Source organism: Bacteroides sp. MSSM.1001136sp1_RTP21357st2_D2_RTP21359_211015, from assembly GCF_040913205.1.
GTDB lineage: Bacteria > Bacteroidota > Bacteroidia > Bacteroidales > Bacteroidaceae > Bacteroides > Bacteroides ovatus.
This window is the reverse complement of record NZ_JBDFVF010000002.1, coordinates 104,719-123,735: the sequence shown is the minus strand read 5'-3', so window position 1 is coordinate 123,735 and position 19,017 is coordinate 104,719. Positions and strand designations below refer to the sequence as shown.

Sequence of the window (19,017 nt, the reverse complement as noted above, 5' to 3'; positions counted from 1 at the left end):
CAAACCGTTGGTTCCTTTTAAAGGAAGCGGAACTAGGCTTTTGAAGAGGGTATTTAGCGCTATTTTGTCTTTTTCTATTGCTTATTTATAAATAGCAATCTGCTGCATTTCTTGTGAGATGATAGCTATTTGTACTTTTGATTGGCTACTTTTATTGCAACTTGTTTGCTAATAGTACCTATCTTATGTTATTTGCGAAATCTGTAACTCTAAATGGCGGGCGTTTTTCATGAAGTGCAAGGAAACGGCTCGAATGATGAAGAGCAGGACAAGTAAAATATGCAATTCTTCATGTTGGCACTTTTTTCAGCGATCAATGTCATTCTTCTTTTCTGTTCCGATAATTGGCCGGTGATGTTCCCAAATGCGCTTTTACGTATTTCCCGAAAAAGGACTGATTGGGGAAGTTGAACTCTTCGGCAATTTCCTTGATAGACTTTTCCGAACGTTTTAATCGGTATTTGATATGCTCCACGGTAGTTTCGTTAATCAAATCCAACGGAGTCCTGCCACACGCCTGCTTGATGACTTTCGAGAAATGCTTCGGAGTGTAGCAAAGCTCGTTGGCAAAATAGCTCACCGAACGGTGCATCCCCTTGTCCTTCGATAACAGTTCCATGAACTTCCGCAAAATGTAATTCACCTGTTTGATACCTTCTTTCGAACCCTCCGTATTGCCGGTAGCTTCCATTTCCTTGTGAAGCTGTCCCAGCATTTCGCAAAAGATAGCGGAAAAGAGATATTGCATCACTTCTTTGTGGTAGCAATGAGGCTCATCGTTTATCTTGGCTATAATTAAATCCCGGTAGAATCCGAAGAAAGTTTTATCCTCCCCGTTGCCAACCGACTTCACCGGATTGTTGTGGATATGAATGGCAGTATTCCACGTTTCCTTTTCCATTTTAATAATACGTTGCAGGAAACGGGTAGAGAATCCGGCAAGCCTGACTTTATATTTAGGACTAAGCATCGTATGGCTGATAATCGTATTGGGCAGACCGAGCAGCAGCTCGCCCGCCTGCAACTTATAGGTCCGGTAGTTGACGTCTAATTGGATGCACCCTTCTATACAAACCGCGATGAGAAAACAATTCAGTTTGATTGTATCATTACTATAAGGAGTCCCCTCCAGACTGTTGACTATCGCAAAGTCATCATCGATATAATCAAGGACGTGCTGACTGTCCTTAAAATCCTCTATATCCACCGTAATAATGTTCTCTTTTTCCATGTTCTTTCCTTTTTTACTTTTTGCAAAGTTGGCGAATAATCGGGAAAACAGAATGTCCCATACTTCTTCAGATTTGTTTGATATGTCGTTTATTGCCAAATAGTTAGCTATAATAAACGTAAATGGCGAAAATAGGACATTTATGGAGGGAAATTGGTCACTCTTGCCTTGTTCTTTTCTCCTACTTTTGTCCAGGATTTAACAAAAGACCAAAAGAGAAAGTATGATTACAGTAAGCAAAAAATGGATACGGCTGATAGGGATTGTCGGTTGTACAGTGTGGATGGCATCTTGCAAGCAAGCATCGGATGCGGGAGTGAAATCTTCTTCTTATGCAGTAATGCAGATAGAAGCGGTGGATAAGGAATTTTCTTCTTCCTATTCGGCGAGCATACGTGGGCGGCAGGATATTGATATCTATCCGCAGGTGTCGGGAACGATTGAGAAACTCTGTGTGACCGAAGGACAGAAAGTGCGCCGCGGGCAATCGCTTTTCATTATCGACCAAGTTCCTTACAAGGCCGCACTCAAAACCGCCATTGCCAATATGGAAGCAGCACGTGCCGCACTGGGTACTGCCGAACTGACCTACAAGAGCAACAAAGAACTGTATGCGCAGAAAGTAGTTTCGGAATTCAGCCTGAAAACGGCCGAGAATTCTTATCTCACCGCCAAAGCTCAACTGTCGCAGGCCGAAGCACAAGAGATCAGTGCCCGCAACAATCTCTCTTATACCGAAGTGAAAAGTCCCAGTGACGGAGTTGTCGGTGCATTGCCTTATCGTGCAGGCGCATTGGTAAGTGCCAATATGCCCTATCCGCTTACTACGGTCAGCGACAATTCGGATATGTATGTCTATTTCTCCATGACCGAGAATCAGTTGCTTTCCCTCACCCGCCAGTATGGCGACATGGACGAAGCGTTGAAGAACATGCCGGAAGTGGAACTGCGCCTCAATGATAATTCGGTTTATGATAAGAAAGGTATCATCGAATCCATCAGCGGCGTCATCGACCGGCAAACGGGTACTGTGGTGGCGCGCGTGGTGTTTCCCAACGAATCGCGGTTGCTTCATAGCGGAGCATCGGGCACGGTGGTAGTGCCGAGCATTTATAAAGACTGTATTGCTATTCCGCAGACGGCCACCGTGCGGATGCAGGATAAGACGATTGTATATAAGGTAGTGGACGGAAAGGCTGTATCTACCCTGATAACAGTGGCCGCAAACAATGACGGACGCGAATATGTGGTGCTGGACGGACTGAAAGCAGGTGATGAAATTGTATCGGAAGGCGCCGGACTGGTGCGCGAAGGCATGCAAGTTAAATAAGAAGGAGACTGATTATGAAAGGAAATATATTTATAAAACGGCCGGTGATGGCTATCTCCATCTCCGTACTGATTCTGGCTATAGGGCTTATTTCGCTCTTCACGCTGCCGGTGGAGCAATATCCTGACATTGCACCTCCGACGGTATACGTAACTGCCAGTTATACGGGGGCCGATGCCGAGGCAGTGATGAACAGTGTCATCATGCCACTGGAGGAGAGTATCAACGGTGTGGAAGACATGATGTATATCAGTTCCAGTGCTTCCAATGCAGGTTTGGCTATTATACAGGTTTATTTCAAGCAGGGCACAGACCCCGATATGGCGGCAGTCAACGTGCAGAACCGTGTGGCGAAAGCGCAGGGATTGCTTCCGGCTGAAGTAACGAAAGTCGGCGTCAGCACGATGAAGCGGCAGACCAGCTTCTTGCAGATTGGCGCTTTGGTCTGCACGGACGGTCGATACGATCAGACGTTCCTCGCCAATTATCTGGACATCAACGTTATTCCGCAGATTAAACGTATCGAGGGAGTGGGAGACGTGATGGAGTTGGGCGATACATACAGTATGCGTATCTGGCTGAAACCGGAACGGATGGCGCAATACGGACTGGTTCCGTCGGACATTACCGCCATATTGGGTGAGCAGAACATTGAAGCTCCTACCGGTTCACTGGGCGAAAGCTCGAAGAATGTTTTCCAGTTTACGATGAAATATCGCGGACGCCTCAAAAGCGTGGAAGAATTCCGGAACACGGTTGTCCGTTCGCGGGAAGACGGTTCGATACTTCGCCTGCAAGATGTGGCAGAGGTGGAACTGGGTACGATGACGTATAGTTTCCGCAGTGAGATGGACAGTCAGCCTGCCGTTCTTTATATGATATTCCAGACAGCCGGTTCCAATGCCACCGCTGTCAACAAAGAAATCACTACGCAGATAGAACGGATGGAGAAGAATCTGCCGGAAGGAACGGAGTTCGTCACGATGATGAGTTCGAATGACTTCCTTTTCGCTTCCATACACAATGTGGTGGAGACGCTGATTATTGCCATCATTCTGGTCATCCTCGTGGTCTATTTCTTCTTGCAGGATCTGAAGAGTACGCTGATTCCCTCCATCTCTATCATTGTGTCGTTGGTGGGTACGTTTGCCTGTCTGGTGGCTGCGGGTTTCAGTCTGAACATCCTGACGCTGTTTGCACTGGTGCTTGCCATCGGTACGGTGGTGGATGATGCCATTGTGGTGGTGGAGGCCGTGCAATCCAAGTTCGATGCCGGATATAAGTCTGCCTATCTTGCCACGAAAGATGCAATGGGCGACGTGACGATGGCTATTGTCTCCTGTACCTGTGTATTTATGGCTGTGTTTATTCCTGTAACCTTCATGGGAGGTACTTCGGGCGTGTTCTATACACAATTCGGTATCACGATGGCAACTGCCGTAGGTATTTCGATGATTTCGGCTTTGACGCTCTGTCCCGCTTTGTGCGCCATCATGATGCGTCCGTCGGACGGAACCAAGAGCGCCAAGAGCATCAACGGACGGGTACGTGCAGCTTACAATGCTTCGTTCAATGCCGTATTGGGTAAATATAAGAGAGGTGTGATGTTCTTCATCCGCCATCGCTGGATGGTGTGGACTTCACTGGCTGTTGCCGTTGCTTTGCTGGTTTACCTGATGAGTACCACTAAAACGGGACTTGTGCCGCAGGAAGACCAGGGTGTCATTATGGTGAATGTCAGCATTTCACCGGGAAGCACGCTCGAAGAAACCACGAAAGTGATGGACCGCCTGGAAAATATCCTGAAAGATACGCCCGAAATAGAACACTACGCCCGCGTAGCAGGATATGGACTGATATCCGGTCAGGGAACTTCGTACGGTACGATCATTATCCGCCTGAAAGACTGGAGCGAACGAAAGGGCAAGGAGCATAGCTCGGATGCTGTGGTGTCACGCCTCAACGGACAATTCCAGGCGATAAAGGAAGCGCAGGTATTCAGCTTCCAGCCTGCCATGATTCCGGGTTACGGTATGGGTAATTCCCTCGAACTGAACCTTCAGGACATGACGGGTGGAGAATTGGCTACGTTCTATGAAGCGGCTATACAGTTCCTTGGTGCTCTGAACGAGCGTCCGGAGGTAGCGATGGCTTATACATCGTATGCTATCAACTTCCCGCAGATATCGGTGGAAGTGGACGCTGCCAAATGTAAGCGTGCAGGAATTTCGCCGAGTGCGGTGCTCGATGCGGTGGGCAGTTATTGCGGTGGCGCGTATATTTCCAACTATAACCAGTATGGTAAAGTATATCGTGTGATGATGCAGGCTTCGCCTGAATACCGCCTCGACGAGCAGGCACTGAATAATATGTTTGTACGCAATGGTACGCAGATGGCTCCGGTGAGCCAGTTCGTGACGCTGAAACAAGTGCTGGGACCGGAAACGGCCAACCGTTTCAATCTTTACAGCACCATCACCGCCAATGTGAATCCTGCCGACGGTTACTCCTCCGGCGAGGTGCAGAAAGTGATTGAAGAAGTGGCTGCACAGTCTTTGCCGGCAGGCTACGGATATGAATATGGTGGTATGGCACGCGAAGAAGCAAGTAGCGGTGGTGCGCAGACGGTTTTCATTTACGCCATCTGTATCTTCCTTATCTATCTGATTCTGGCCTGTCTTTATGAGAGTTTCCTCATACCGTTTGCTGTTATCTTCTCCGTGCCGTTCGGGCTGATGGGATCGTTCCTTTTCGCCAAAATACTCGGGTTGGAGAATAATATCTATCTGCAGACGGGTGTGATTATGTTGATCGGTTTGCTGGCTAAGACGGACATTCTGATTACGGAGTACGCCATAGAACGTCGCCGCAAGGGAATGGGTATCGTGGAGTCTGCCTACTCTGCCGCACAAGTCCGCTTGCGTCCTATCCTGATGACGGTGTTGACGATGATCTTCGGTATGCTTCCGCTGATGTTTTCCTCCGGTGCAGGTGCCAATGGCAACAGTTCGCTGGGTACGGGTGTTGTGGGCGGTATGGCTGTCGGGACACTGGCATTGCTCTTTGTCGTTCCGGTTTTCTACATCATCTTTGAGTTTTTGCAGGAGAAAATCCGCAAACCGATGGAAGAGGAACCAGATGTGCAGGTGCTTTTAGAGAAAGAAAAGAGTGAAGTTGAACGCGAACGTAAATAAATGAAAGAAAGAATGAAGAAGAATATCATCACATTAGTTGCCATCAGTCTGTCGTTGAGCGGTTGTGGCATCTATACCAAATATGAACCCGCCACTGTCGTTCCCGACGATCTTTACGGCGGGGAAGTGGTGACCGAAGACACTGCCGGTCTGGGTAATATGGACTGGCGGGAACTCTTCACCGACCCTTATTTGCAATCCCTCATTGAAGTGGGATTGCAGACCAATACCGATTATCAGTCTGCCCAGCTCCGTGTGGAAGAAGCACAGGCCGTACTGATGTCCGCCAAACTTGCTTTTCTGCCTGCTTTTGCCCTTTCCCCGCAGGGAACGGTGAACAGTTTTGATACACACAAGGCTACGCAGGCTTATTCATTGCCCGTTACTGCCAGTTGGGAGCTGGACGTATTCGGTCGTATGCGCAATGCCAAAAAACAGGCGAAAGCACTTTATGCTCAAAGCGAGGATTATCGTCAGGCTGTCCGTACCCAGTTGATAACAGGCATAGCCAATACTTACTATACCCTGCTGATGCTGGATGAGCAACTCGACCTTTCCCGTCAGACGGAGACGGCATGGAAAGAAACCGTGGCCTCCACCCGCGCTCTGATGAATGCCGGACTGGCGAACGAATCCGCTGTGTCGCAGATGGAGGCGGCCTATTATCAGGTGCAGGGTTCGGTTCTCGATTTGCAGCAGCAGATCAATCAGGTGGAGAACAGTCTTGCCTTATTATTGGCGGAGACGCCACGCAACTATGAGCGTGGTGTATTGGCAAAGCAACAGTTTCCTGCCGACTTCTCGATAGGGATTCCTGTACGGATGCTTTCTTCCCGTCCGGATGTCCGCTCGGCAGAGCGGACGCTGGAAGCGGCGTTCTATGGCACCAATGCGGCACGTTCGGCTTTCTATCCTTCCATCACTTTGAGCGGGAGTGCCGGATGGACAAACTCCGCCGGGGCGATGATTATCAATCCGGGCAAGTTTCTCGCGTCGGCGGTAGGTTCGCTTACGCAGCCGCTCTTTAACAGAGGACAGGTGGTGGCACAATACCGCATTGCCCGTGCGCAACAGGAAGAAGCGGCGCTTGGTTTTCAGCAAACGTTGCTCAATGCCGGTAGTGAGGTGAATGATGCGTTGATTGCCTATCAAACCAGTCAGGGAAAAAGAATCTTGCTGGATAAACAGATCACTTCCCTGCAAACGGCTCTGCGAAGCACTACTCTGTTGATGGAGCATGGTAATACAACCTATCTGGAAGTGCTTACCTCCCGGCAGTCGTTGCTTAGTGCACAACTGTCGCAGACGGCCAATCATTTTACTGAAATACAAAGTTTAATTAACCTATACCGTGCTTTAGGAGGAGGTCAGGAATAAACTGTATCATACTCTCTGTTTTCTAATTTAATGAAAGAAGGGCTGCCGGAGAAGTGATTCTGTGGCAGCCCGTTTGTTAATCGGTCAATATCGGTCAATATGCGGCGAATTGGCTTGCAGCCGGAAACTTCAGCCAGCATAAAGAATAATGATGGTATTATTTACCAGCCAGACCTTTCTTTTTTCTTTCTTTATATTGACTGGGTGTTTCCCCGGTATATTGCTTGAAAGCCGTACTGAAATAACTCGGAGTGGTAAACCCGGTTTTCTCTGCAATTTCAGAGAAGGGCATATCCGTGCCGGATATCAATGTAATAGCTTTTTCTATACGGAGCTTACTGATATACTCGTTCGCTCCCATGCCTGTAAGTGCTTTCAGTTTGTTATAAAGCGAAGAACGGCCCAATCCTACTTCCTGGCAAATAAACTGAATGCCCAGATTGGAATTTTCTATATTTTCCTGGATGATACTATTCAGTTTAATCAGGAATGTTTCGTCTGTCAGGCTGATGGTGCTTTCTTCCGGTGTGGGGATTAATCCTGCATTCAGATACCTTTTCTTGGTATATTCCCGGTTTTTCAACCGGTTGCGGATAAGTTCCATTAGCATTTCCACTTCGAAAGGTTTGCTTAAATAGCCGTCCGCTCCATTCTTGTAACCGCTTATTTGGCTTTGCCTGTCATCTCTGGCAGTTAGCAGAATGACTGGGATGTGACTGATATTGATATCCTCTTTAATCGTTTTACAAAGTTTATACCCGTTCATCCGAGGCATCATCACGTCACTGACTATAATATCAGGGACATGGCTTCTGACCAGTTGAAGGGCTTCCACCCCGTCTCCGGCGATAATTATCCGTTTGAAGTATCCTTCGAACGTTCTTTTCAGAAAGTCTGTCATATCCGGATTGTCATCCACTACGAGAATAGTGTATGGAGTGGTGTCGAATACCTCTTTCGCGGACGGCTGCCCGCTGTTATCATCCATCATCAACTCGTTCAGATAAGCTTTTGGCTCGCAGATGATTTCTTCCGGTTCCTGCCTCAACGGCAACTCAAAGAAAAAGCTGGCTCCGGTTTCTTCATTATCCTGTGCGCCGATAGAGCCGCCGTGCAGTTCCACCAGAATCTTGGAGTAAGACAAGCCGATTCCTGTTCCGCTCTGTTCTCCCGTTCCCTGGTAGAAGCGGGTAAAGAGCTTGTGCGTATCCACTTGTTTCAGTCCGCATCCCTGGTCGATGATGGAGATACGCACCCGGTTTTCTTCGGGCAGCAGTTCCGAAGCAATCGTTATTTCCGTGTCCTGCGGACTGTGTTTCAAGGCATTGATAAGCAGGTTACTTAGGATAATCTCGCATTTGTCCTTATCGAAACTGACTTTCTCTATCCGTGGGTCGAGCTGATAGCGGATATGCACATTCTTTGCTTCCCCCTCACTGATAAAATCCTGCGAAACGTGTTCAATCCATTGATTGAGCGGATGAGGCTGAATTTGCAGTTTACTCTCCCCTACTTCCATTTTCCGCACGTCGAGCACCATATTAATCAAGTTCTTCATTCGTTGTGCCTGCCGGTAGATGGCTTTTAACGGCAGATATTGGCTGTCTCCGGAAGAGAGCGACTTCAAAATCTGATTGAGTGGCGCATGAATCAGCGTCAGCGGAGTCCGTAGTTCGTGGCTGATATTGATAAGAAAACGTACCTTTTCCTCGTACATCTGTTTCTCATGCTCTTTCATCGCCCATTTCAGTTTTTCCTGATTACGTTTCAATGTTCTGCGGAAAGTTTCGATGATTATGGTGGCAATGAGAATGGTGCAACCGAGAATGAACCACCACGTGCGATACCATGGCGGAAGTACGGTTAGTTCTAGTATTTTCTGGTTGGGAATCCAGCTGCCGTCTTTCGCTGTGCATGAAGCCATAATCTTGTAATTGCCCGGTGGTAACGACCGGATTACCAATTCCGGCTGGTACGATTCGATATACTGGTCGTTCAGCCCCTCTATCCGATAGCGGTAGACTTTCTTACGGAAGATATCCTCTTCTTTCGACATGATTCGGATGGTGATATTGCTGTCCCATGGGACAGAGATTGCTGCCGGATGACTATATAGTTTGTTCTGTGCAGGCTCACCATTGATGATAATATCCAACAGTTGCAGTTCCGGCATTTCCGATGTATTCAGCAGCAGCTGGCCGTCAATGCGCAGCATACCCTTTACATCGCCGATATAGACATCCCCCTCATTGTTTACCAACCGGGCGTTGGGCAGATATTCGTTTTGGATAGCTCCGTTCGACTCTCCGAAGAGAACGAACTTCTGTTCCTGTATAAGCCAGGCGAAAAGTAGATTATCCGCACCTATCCATACTTTGCCCCTCTGGTCGCATTGCACCATGTTGACTTCGGTAAACAGGTTGGTAGGGATGTGCGTCTGCTTTTGGGAAACGGGGTTGTAGTGGATAAGGCCGAAATTGCTTCCTATCCAGAAATCGCCGTGCTCGTCGTGTGACGCCGAACTGATTACGGTATCCTGATAACATTCGAAGGTTGTTTGCAGCAAGGAATCCCCATCGTGCAGTTCGTAGATATGTTTGAAATCGTTGATGTAAGTCCGGTTGTTCTCGTGCTTGAAGGGGACGAGCGTGCCGACAATACTTTTCCCTTCTTCTCCGGTGACCTTGTCGAATTTCTTTTCTTTCAGGTGATACTGGTAGACATGGTCGCCCAGTAATAACACGGTGTTGGGGGTGTTCTGATATAAGTTGACCGATTTACCCCGGTTGCAAAGTTGTGTCGTAGTTTCTTTGTCGACAATGGTAAAAGGCTGTTTCTCCCCGGTTGCGGGGTTGAATATGAATACTCCTTTGGAGAAAAGGGAAATCAGTAGTTTTCCGGGAGTGAATCCGCTGATAAACGCTATTTTATCGTTCCAGGTAGAAAGATAATGGGTGAATTTCTCGGTACGCGGGTTAAAGAGGTTGATACCGCCGCCGTCCGTACCAATCCAGATACTGTCGGTCGATTGGCGGTAAAGGCTTCGCACGGTGCTGTTGCTTAGTCCGCGGTCGTTGCCGGGGACTACGTCGGTGTAGGTTTTCATGAACACTTCCCGGATGCTGATTAATCCGTTGCAGGTGCTTCCTGCCCATATATTGTTATTGTGGTCGTTGTGCAGGCAGAGAATGGAGTTGGCGGGGAGAGAGTAGTTTTCACGTCCCGGGATATATTCCAGTTGGGAGATTTCCCCGGTTTCGGAGGTGAGGATATTGATTCCGCCGCCATCTGTTCCTATCCACAGTTGCCCTTCCCTTTCGGCGAGGCTTAGGACGATGTCGTTGCTAAGGGCGGAGTTGCGGGTGGAGTACGAAGCCAGTAGTTTGCCGTCGTATGAGTAGCAACGAAGTCCGCCGCTGTAAGGGGCAATCCATATTCTTTTCCGGCTGTCGGTCATCATGGTGGTAATTTCCGGCCCGCAGTCGAAAGGGGGGCCGTCTGTGCTCTCCGGTATGCAGGTCTACGAGGTATATGCCTGTCCAACGGCTGCAACAAAGCAACGTCTTTGAATCCCACATACTGAGAGCGTTGATTTTAAAAGAGTTGGCGTTGAAATATTGCAGAAGCCGGAGAGAAGAATCGTTATAACTATATTTGTAAATCCTGTCCTTGCCGCCAAAGAGGATTCCGTCCGGGACAAGGCAGAAGGAATAGGCGGTGATATTCTTCCCGTCCTCGTCCGTGGGGAACGTGAAGTCGTTGCTCTGCTGTTGGTAGCGGGCAATACCTTTTTCAGTCAGTACCCAGATGTTGTGTTGCTTGTCTTCGGCAATCTGATAAATCAGGTTGTGGAGAAGCGAGTTCGGGTCGTTTGCCTGGTGTTTGTATCTTTTCAGTTCGTGCCCGTCGAACTTTCCCAGTCCCGATTTGGTACCTATCCATACGAAACCCTGCTCATCCCGGAGAATACAGCGCACGTTGGAAGGCAACCCTTCTTTCAGAGAGATTTGTTTAAAGTAATAGTGTTCTGCCCGGAGAGGGAGAACACCGACTAACTGTATGATAAAGAAAAGGCTTGGCAGAACAGCGTATTTGGTTTTCATGTAAAGCAGGTTTGTTTATGAGGACAGATGCCTTCTTTATAATACGGCTAACTTGTCCCCTTTTAAGGTGATTTCGTATTTTTTCCCTTTTACGGTCTTGAACTTGAGCGTCTTGTCTCCGTATCTTACGTTACAGGGGATTCCGGATTTGGAATGGATGATAGCTTTCTCCAGTTGTCCCTCTTTCCAGGAGATGGAAACCTCAAAATTTCCTTTGGCGCAGATTCCGCTTATTGAGCCGTTTGCCCATGCATCCGGCAAAGCGGGAAGAAGTTGGATGAATCCCATGTGGCTTTGCAATAACATCTCGGTTATTCCTGCCGTACCGCCGAAGTTTCCGTCTATCTGGAAAGGCGCATGGGTATCCCAGAGGTTGTCCAGTGTACCGTTTTTCAATAAGTTGCCGTATAGTTTATACGCATGGTTTCCGTCTTGCAGTCGTGCCCATTGGTTGAGCTTCCAACCCATGCTCCAACCGGTAGCGCCGTCTCCGCGATGTTCCAGTACCACTCTGGCTGCCTGTGCAAGTTCGGGGGTAGTCACGGGAGAGATGGTATGCCCCGGATGCAATCCGAACAGGTGGTTGACGTGGCGGTGTTCATCTTTCGGGTCGTCTATGTCGGTAGACCATTCCAACAACTGACCGTAGCGTCCTATACGGTACGGAACCAGTTTGGTCAGTACGTTTTCCCATTGTTTGCGTTCTTTGGCGTCCGTTCCGAGCACCTTGCTTGCCTGGATGGCGTCCAGTAATATTTCACGTACTACGGCATGCGCGAAAGTGACTCCCTCGTCCACCGGGCCGTGTTCGGGAGAAGTGGAAGGAGCGGCGGTGTAAGTCCCGTCGGGCTTGTGCCACAAGTGGTCTACCGCAAACTGTGCGCTGCTTTTGATAAGGTCGTAGCCGATTTCCTTTAAGAATTTCGTGTCACGGGTATAATCATAATACTCCCATATATGCGTTGCCAGCCACGGACCGACGGTAGGATTCAGGTTCCATGCCATAGATTTGCTGGATAAGGGAGCTGTGAATCCGAAGATATTGGCAGAGATGGATGCTGTCCATCCGCGGGCGTTGAAATAGGCTTGTGCTGTCTTCTCGCCGGGTTTTACCAAGCTGCGTATAAAGTCAATCAAAGGCCATGTACATTCAGAGAGATTGGTGGGGCACGCAGGCCAGTAATTCATTTGAATGTTGATGTTATTGTGGTAATCTACCCGCCACGGGCCGTCGGTATTGTTGTGCCACAATCCTTGCAGGTTGGCTGGCATGTTGCCGGGGCGCGAACTGGCTATGAGCAGATAGCGTCCGAACTGATAGTACAATTGTTCGAGCTGATAGTCCGGCACGCCTTTCTTATAGCTAGCCAGTCGTTTGTAGGTCGGCAGGTTGGGAGTGCCGATTTCCGGATTGATTTCAAAACGTACCCGATTGAACAGCGCGGTATAATCGGCTTCGTGATTACGATAAAGCTCGTCATAACCTTTTTTCAGGGCATTGTCCATCATAGCCAGAGTCGTTTGTGACGGGTCGTTGCCGACGTAGGCTTTCGGGTCTTTGAAGTCTGGGGCAAAGTTCATCTTATAATCGGTATCTGCCGTAAGCAGGAATACCACTTCGTCAGCATCCTTCACAATAATCCGGTCGTTTTCTGCTTTCAGTGTTCCCCCTTTGTGGATAGCTTTGATTCGGAAAGCGAATTTCATTCCGTTGTTATTGAGAACGCCGGTATATACTAATCCGTCGTTTCCATCTGCTTCCAGATGGCTTTTTGCTTCGTTGTTGGGACAATAGCTAAGTACAAGATTCTGTTTTCCGCCTTTGTCGGCAGTAAACTTCATGACCATAACGCTGTCTGGATAGGATATGAAGTATTTACGTTGATACCGTATCCCGTCTTTGTAAAATTGCACCACAGCCATCGCCGAATCCAACGACAGGATGCGGCGGTAATTGCTCATATTGATTTCGCTGAGTCCGGTTTCCACATAAAGCTCTCCCATCGTGGTAAAAGCACCGAAGCGGAACGGAGTCTCGTCTTTTTCTTCATAAGCTCCCAGCCCGTTGAAGTTTTCTTGTGTGAGATACCCCGCCTTTTGGGAATCTCCGTCCAGAAAAGCCTGTCGTATTTCTTTCAATACACCTGCCGACTGTTTGTTTACATTCCAATAATATTCGGCGCCTTTGGCAGTATTCGGTCCACCTTTCCAAAGCGTCTTTTCATTCAGTGTGATTCGTTCCGCGGATATGGAGCCCATGATATTTGCTCCCAGACTACCATTCCCGATGGGTAGCGAACGGCTTTCCCATGTCTTGTCCGGATTCGCCCCTGTGCCCGAAGCGCGTAGCCAGACAGCTTGTCCGTCGAGATTGTTGGGAGTGTCGAACCATATGGAAAGTTCTTGTGTATAATCCACCGTTTCTATTGATGATGCAGTGAGTGAAAAGAGAGTGCAAAAAATAAGGAAGCAGAGTTTCTTCATAAGATGTATTATTTATAAGGAATGTGATGTGCAAAGGTATTGTTTTTTTAGGATTTCAGCGAACGGCCTGCTTTCGATTATAACCAATAAGCTTTTAAAAATCACCAAAAGTGCTTCTTTGTGTAGGTAGTAAGATGTTTCTAATGAGAAACTGTATGACGAAGGGCATAAGGACCTCATTGTAATATCGACCAAAATGAACATGTTTATAGATAAGGTCCGTAAGAAAGCAACGATGATGAATCCATTTCCTGTGGCAGCCCGCTTTGTTTCAATAATGCAACTTTCTTTATGACAGTTATTACCTAAACAGTTTCTGCTATAAATCTCATCCGGCTAATAGCATGAAAAAATAAAAGGATTTATGTCTGTCACTTCAATGCGGCAATCTTTCAACTTTCTTTCCCTTTCTTTGTTCTTTCTGCTGAAATATGCTACTTTTGTATTATCCTCATAGATATGAGAACTAAAGAAAGGAACAAATCATGGAAGAAGTAAAAAGAATCCCTTATGGAGTTTCCAACTTTGTGGAAGTGGTGGAGCAGAACCAATATTACGTGGATAAAACGATCTATCTGCCTTTGTTGGAAGAGCAACCCAGTAATTTGTTCTTTATCCGTCCCCGCCGCTTCGGCAAGAGCATCTTTCTGAGTATGCTCCGGGCTTATTATGACATCGCTCAAAGAGAAAAGTTCGATAAACGCTTCGGCAATCTATGGATAGGCAGTCGCCCTACACGGCTGCAAGGGACTTTCCAGATACTCTTTCTTGACTTTTCCCGTGCCAGCGGTGGTAGTGGTACGTTGGCCGAGAACTTCGACCGTTATTGCTGTATGGTCATGGATTTGTTCGGTATGTCCTACGAATCTTATTATTTTCCGGGATTTGCTCAGGAGATGAAAACACAGCCCGATTTTGTAAGTAAACTGAATTATCTGAATCTTCATGCGGCTGAAACCGGAGCGCATCTTTATCTTATCATTGATGAATATGATAACTTCACCAATGTGGTGTTGAATGAGCAGGGCAAGGAAGTCTATCATGCGCTGACCCATGCCAGCGGCTTTTACCGTGAAATCTTCAAGAAGTTCAAAGGTATGTTTGAGCGCATCTTTATGACCGGTGTCAGCCCCGTGACGTTGGATGACTTGACTAGCGGATTTAATATCGGTTGGAATATCAGTACCAAGCACCAGTTTAATATGATGCTGGGATTCAGTGAAACGGATGTGCGTGAGATGCTCCAATACTATAAGGATGCCAGACAGTTGCCGGGCAATGTGGATATAAGTGCGATGATAGAGGAAATGCGTCCGTGGTATGACAATTATTGTTTTGCCGAAGAAAGTCTGGAACGTGACCCGAAGATGTTCAATTGTGACATGGTACTCTATTATTTGCGTAACTATATGGATTTGGGCAAATCACCCAAAGAGATGATAGACCCCAACACCCGTACTGACTACAACAAGATGAAGAAACTCATCCGTTTGGACAAATTGGACGGTAACCGCAAAGGCGTGTTGCGCAAAATCACCGAAGAGGGGCAGATTATCACCACATTGACGACTACCTTTCCCGCTATTGATATCACCAAGCCGGAGATTTTTCCCAGTCTGCTCTTTTATTACGGTATGCTTACCATCACTGCTACTCGGGGCAACTATCTGGTGTTGAGTATTCCCAATAATAACGTGCGTAAGCAGTATTACGAATTTCTGTTGGAAGAATATCAGGATAACCGGCATATCAATCTGAATGACCTTGGCTTGATGTATTATGAAATGGCTTACGAAGGTCATTGGCGTGAAACGATGGAATTTATTGCTCATGCCTACAAGGAAAACTCTTCCGTGCGAAGCTCCATCGAAGGCGAGCGCAACTTGCAAGGCTTCTTTACTGCTTACCTGAGTACAAATGCCTATTACCTGATAGCTCCGGAACTAGAATTGAATCACGGTTATTGTGACCTGTTTCTTATGCCTGACTTGATACGCTATGACGTGAAGCACAGCTATATCATCGAACTGAAATACCTCTCCACCAAGGATTCCGAAGCGAAAGCCGAAGCCCAATGGCAAGAAGCTGTAGAGCAAATAAAAGGTTATGCCGTTGGTGCTAAGGTGCGTCAGATGGTGCACGGAACCGAGTTGCATTGTATTGTGATGCAGTTTCGCGGATGGGAACTGGAACGGGTGGAGGAAGTCATGCTGAAATAAGCTCAATTTATACTGTCATTTCTCATTTTAGGCAAAATATATCTGTAATTCCCTTATTTCAACAAAGAGTTGTCTGATTGCCAGACTTTGTATGATAAACTAATTTATGCGCTAAATCTATATATTTAGCTTGGTAGGCATATATACTCACCACGTGGGCTTATGGTTGCTTACCTGTGGACTGGAAATATTTTAGACATAAGAATAAAAGATAAAGCAGTTATGTGTAATTATTATTGTAATAAAATAAGTGTTAAAGATGACTCAACCTATTAAAAAGGGTAACTAAATTTCTTAAACATATCAAACGATGAGTGTGATTCTGTAATATGTTGATATATAAATAGTTATCTTCCCTCTTTTTTCCTTTAAAACCAACGACCTGTTGCACACCGAGAAACACATCGTTTCTCGGTGTCGAACAAATCGATAGATAAGGCAATTTGAAACTAATTACGAAATAGCTTTACTAATCTTGCTCGATGGTGATGCGGTAAGGAATAAAACTATGTGTGGATGAACTTGTTTAAACCAGTACTGAAGTAAGCAGAGCCATGTACTTGACTTGCTCAAGTCTCTTACATCATTTCATTGTATGTAGTATTTGTTCCGGTCAAGTCTACTACTAAATAATAACAGTAAAAAACCGGCTTCAGCTTTCAGTTCTTCCCAAAAAGTCCTTTTCATCGGAGTTTTTGCCTAAAAGCAGACCTGAATGCAAAAGCGTATAATTTTAGTTCCTTTTTTGATACTATATCTACTTTAAACAAAGGCTCTGTTTTAGCGAAACGAAGCCTGCATTTCATTAGAACTGAGCCTCTGTTTTACCAAAAAATAGAGGCTCAATTTTGTTCAGCTCACGCGTCGGTGATTTCCATCCCACACTCCACCGACTTTTGCCCACGTGATGAATCTATATACCCCGCTTGTTGGGTATATAGATTCAGCGTGGTGAGTATATATACCTACTACGCTGAATATATAGATCCATCAGCTAATTTGAGAAAACTGGATGCGCTGAAAGCACTCTACCTTGTTTGCAGTATCTTTCTGCGAGGGATGTCTTTTTCCGCTTTCAGCCGCTATTTCCTCCTATCAAGGCGTTTGCAGACAACACTGAAACGGCTGAACCGGATTATAACATGAATATTCAATAAGAGGGTTTTGGCAAGGTCAGAACCGGATAGTTGGGTGTTTTAATCATTGTCTTTTTGAGATAAGAACCATTTCTCCGATGGAACGGGTTGATTTGGTGAAAAGTGAATATTTAATGGCTATTTTTTAAATATTGATTTTTGTTGTTGTACCTATTTTTGTGACGTTGATTTTAGGAGAAAAACCAATTGTTTGATTAATGGAGACTCTTATTGTCAGCGAATAGAAAATCTTAATAACTTAAATTTATGAGAAACAAATTCTTTTTATGTCTTTTCGTGTTAGTATCGCTAACAGCTTGTAAAGACACTAAATGGGTAGAAGTTCCGGGTGGAATGCCCCCTGAAGGAGCAATCACCGGACAGCCGGGAGTGGATGATCCGGCTGAGAAAACATTAATCAATTGTCAATACATTGGTGGTGACCCTTTCGAATTAAACCGTATTCCGGTAGAAAATCTGATTGTCAGCAATGATCTTATTTATTTGGCTGCGCGTCCTTATGCTAATGGAGATATAGCTTTTGACTTGCCTATAAATGATGCAACTTTTACAGGCGGGGTTTCGCATGAAGCTACTTATGAGGGACGTAGCGGTGTGATAAAATTTGACGGAACCGGAAAAATGAATGGAAAAGATGGATTATTGCATTCTACAGAAGAGACATTTAATAAGAGTTTCACTTTTGCTACCTATATATTTATAGATGAGTGGGTGCCCGGAGCATATATCTTTAAAAAAACAAGTGGAGATAAAGTGTTGGCTGCCTTACAATTAGGTGCTAATGAGCAGACTGTGAGCTGGGCGTTGGGAAATGCATCAGTGACAGCAGGTACCTATGTGGATGCCACGGGCTTGGCTCCGGGAGCTTGGCATTATCTGGCGGTAGATTATGATGGTGATAAAAAACAATTCAGGATTTTTGTAGATGCGTGGTCTTCTACGCTTGACAAAGAAATCGTATTGCCTACTGCCCGTGCCGATTTTTATATAGGTGAAAACTTCAAAGGCCGTTTGGATGAAACTTCTTTTTGGAGTATGGCAGCAGGTATTGGTGGGAAGAATGGTATAAAATTCAATAATTGGAATATGGTAGCAAAAGTGTTGGCTTATTGGCAATATGATGATTCTACCAATCCGGGGAAGGACTCTCACACTTGGTTGGACCGTTGGAAAAAAATACGCGAAACCTTGGCAGCTCAGGCAGGTAATGACAGCCGAAAATTACGATTAGGATTCGGCAGCGGGCAATGGAGGCAAATGATGAGTGCTGATAATACGCGTACCGCATTTGCTAATAATTTGAAGAGTGTTTTGAAGGAATATGAATTTGACGGAGTAGACCTTGATATTGAATGGCCTACTACGGAGACAGAATATGCTAACTACAGTGCAACGATTGTGAAAATCAGACAGATACTTGGCAAAGACGTATGTTTCTCCGTATCCCTTCATCCGGTTGCTTATAAAATTTCGAAAAATGCGATTGAAGCTTTGGATTTTATGTCTTACCAATGCTACGGACCGGCAGTGATGCGATATTCTTATGAGCAATTTGTAAAAGATGCAGAAATGGCTGTTGAGTACGGGATTCCGGCAGATAAACTGGTTCTCGGTGTGCCTTTTATCGGGACTACCGGTGTAAATGGAGAACAAGTCTCTTACTCTGATTTTATAAATGGTGGACTTTCGGATGTTGCTTTGGATGAATTTACGTATAATGGCAAAACGTATACTCTTAATGGTCAGAATACGATTCGTAAAAAAGCGAAGTATGCTTGTGAGGAAGGCTATAGAGGAATAATGAGTTGGGGGTCCGATGTGTCGGTAAATAATGAAAAATCATTGTTGAAAGCGATACAAGAGGAGTTTGTTGCTTATGAGATTAATAATCCCAAGTAAATGTAATCTTAATTATTAAATGT

7 protein-coding genes and 1 pseudogene are annotated in these 19,017 nt (G+C 46.1%); 5 read left to right on the top strand and 3 right to left on the bottom strand.

Annotated elements, in window-relative coordinates:
* Window positions 1–319 precede the first annotated feature (319 nt).
* Complete coding sequence (locus tag AB5217_RS02475; RefSeq protein ID WP_032847005.1) at window positions 320–1,231, bottom strand: helix-turn-helix domain-containing protein; 912 nt, start codon at window positions 1,229–1,231, stop codon at window positions 320–322.
* A gap of 223 nt (window positions 1,232–1,454) precedes the next feature.
* On the opposite strand from AB5217_RS02475, the gene AB5217_RS02470 reads away from it, so the two are divergent.
* Genes AB5217_RS02470 through AB5217_RS02460 form a run of 3 tightly spaced genes read left to right on the top strand, consistent with a single transcriptional unit; the run spans window position 1,455 to window position 7,132 of the window.
* Window positions 1,455–2,561 carry an efflux RND transporter periplasmic adaptor subunit gene (locus tag AB5217_RS02470; protein WP_032847006.1) on the top strand — a complete coding sequence of 369 codons (1,107 nt, stop codon included), beginning with the start codon at window positions 1,455–1,457 and terminating at the stop codon, window positions 2,559–2,561.
* Window positions 2,562–2,575: 14 nt separating this feature from the next.
* Window positions 2,576–5,755 carry an efflux RND transporter permease subunit gene (locus AB5217_RS02465; RefSeq protein ID WP_032847007.1) on the top strand — a complete coding sequence of 1,060 codons (3,180 nt, stop codon included), beginning with the start codon at window positions 2,576–2,578 and terminating at the stop codon, window positions 5,753–5,755.
* Window positions 5,756–5,767: 12 nt separating this feature from the next.
* A complete protein-coding gene (locus AB5217_RS02460) occupies window positions 5,768–7,132 on the top strand; it encodes an efflux transporter outer membrane subunit (RefSeq protein ID WP_032847025.1) in 1,365 nt (454 codons plus the stop codon).
* Between the two features lie 157 nt (window positions 7,133–7,289).
* Here AB5217_RS02460 and AB5217_RS02455 read toward each other — a convergent pair.
* Window positions 7,290–11,235 (bottom strand): annotated as a pseudogene (locus tag AB5217_RS02455) (two-component regulator propeller domain-containing protein).
* A gap of 36 nt (window positions 11,236–11,271) precedes the next feature.
* Window positions 11,272–13,719 carry a glycosyl hydrolase family 95 catalytic domain-containing protein gene (locus AB5217_RS02450; protein ID WP_032854521.1) on the bottom strand — a complete coding sequence of 816 codons (2,448 nt, stop codon included), beginning with the start codon at window positions 13,717–13,719 and terminating at the stop codon, window positions 11,272–11,274.
* 485 nt (window positions 13,720–14,204) lie between these two features.
* On the opposite strand from AB5217_RS02450, the gene AB5217_RS02445 reads away from it, so the two are divergent.
* Window positions 14,205–15,938, top strand: coding sequence for an ATP-binding protein (locus AB5217_RS02445; protein ID WP_032847012.1), 1,734 nt, complete (start codon window positions 14,205–14,207; stop codon window positions 15,936–15,938).
* 1,403 nt (window positions 15,939–17,341) lie between these two features.
* Entirely contained in the window at window positions 17,342–18,994 is a 1,653-nt protein-coding gene (locus AB5217_RS02440; RefSeq protein ID WP_032847014.1) for a glycosyl hydrolase family 18 protein, read from the top strand.
* Window positions 18,995–19,017 lie beyond the last annotated feature (23 nt).

What these genes read in the sequence shown, in the direction of transcription:
- AB5217_RS02445 (WP_032847012.1), top strand. Translation starts at nt 14,205, where the DNA reads ATGGAAGAAGTAAAAAGAATCCCTTATGGAGTTTCCAACTTTGTGGAA.
- AB5217_RS02470 (WP_032847006.1), top strand. Translation starts at nt 1,455, where the DNA reads ATGATTACAGTAAGCAAAAAATGGATACGGCTGATAGGGATTGTCGGT.
- AB5217_RS02440 (WP_032847014.1), top strand. Translation starts at nt 17,342, where the DNA reads ATGAGAAACAAATTCTTTTTATGTCTTTTCGTGTTAGTATCGCTAACA.
- AB5217_RS02450 (WP_032854521.1), bottom strand. Translation starts at nt 13,719, where the DNA reads ATGAAGAAACTCTGCTTCCTTATTTTTTGCACTCTCTTTTCACTCACT.
- AB5217_RS02465 (WP_032847007.1), top strand. Translation starts at nt 2,576, where the DNA reads ATGAAAGGAAATATATTTATAAAACGGCCGGTGATGGCTATCTCCATC.
- AB5217_RS02475 (WP_032847005.1), bottom strand. Translation starts at nt 1,231, where the DNA reads ATGGAAAAAGAGAACATTATTACGGTGGATATAGAGGATTTTAAGGAC.
- AB5217_RS02460 (WP_032847025.1), top strand. Translation starts at nt 5,768, where the DNA reads ATGAAGAAGAATATCATCACATTAGTTGCCATCAGTCTGTCGTTGAGC.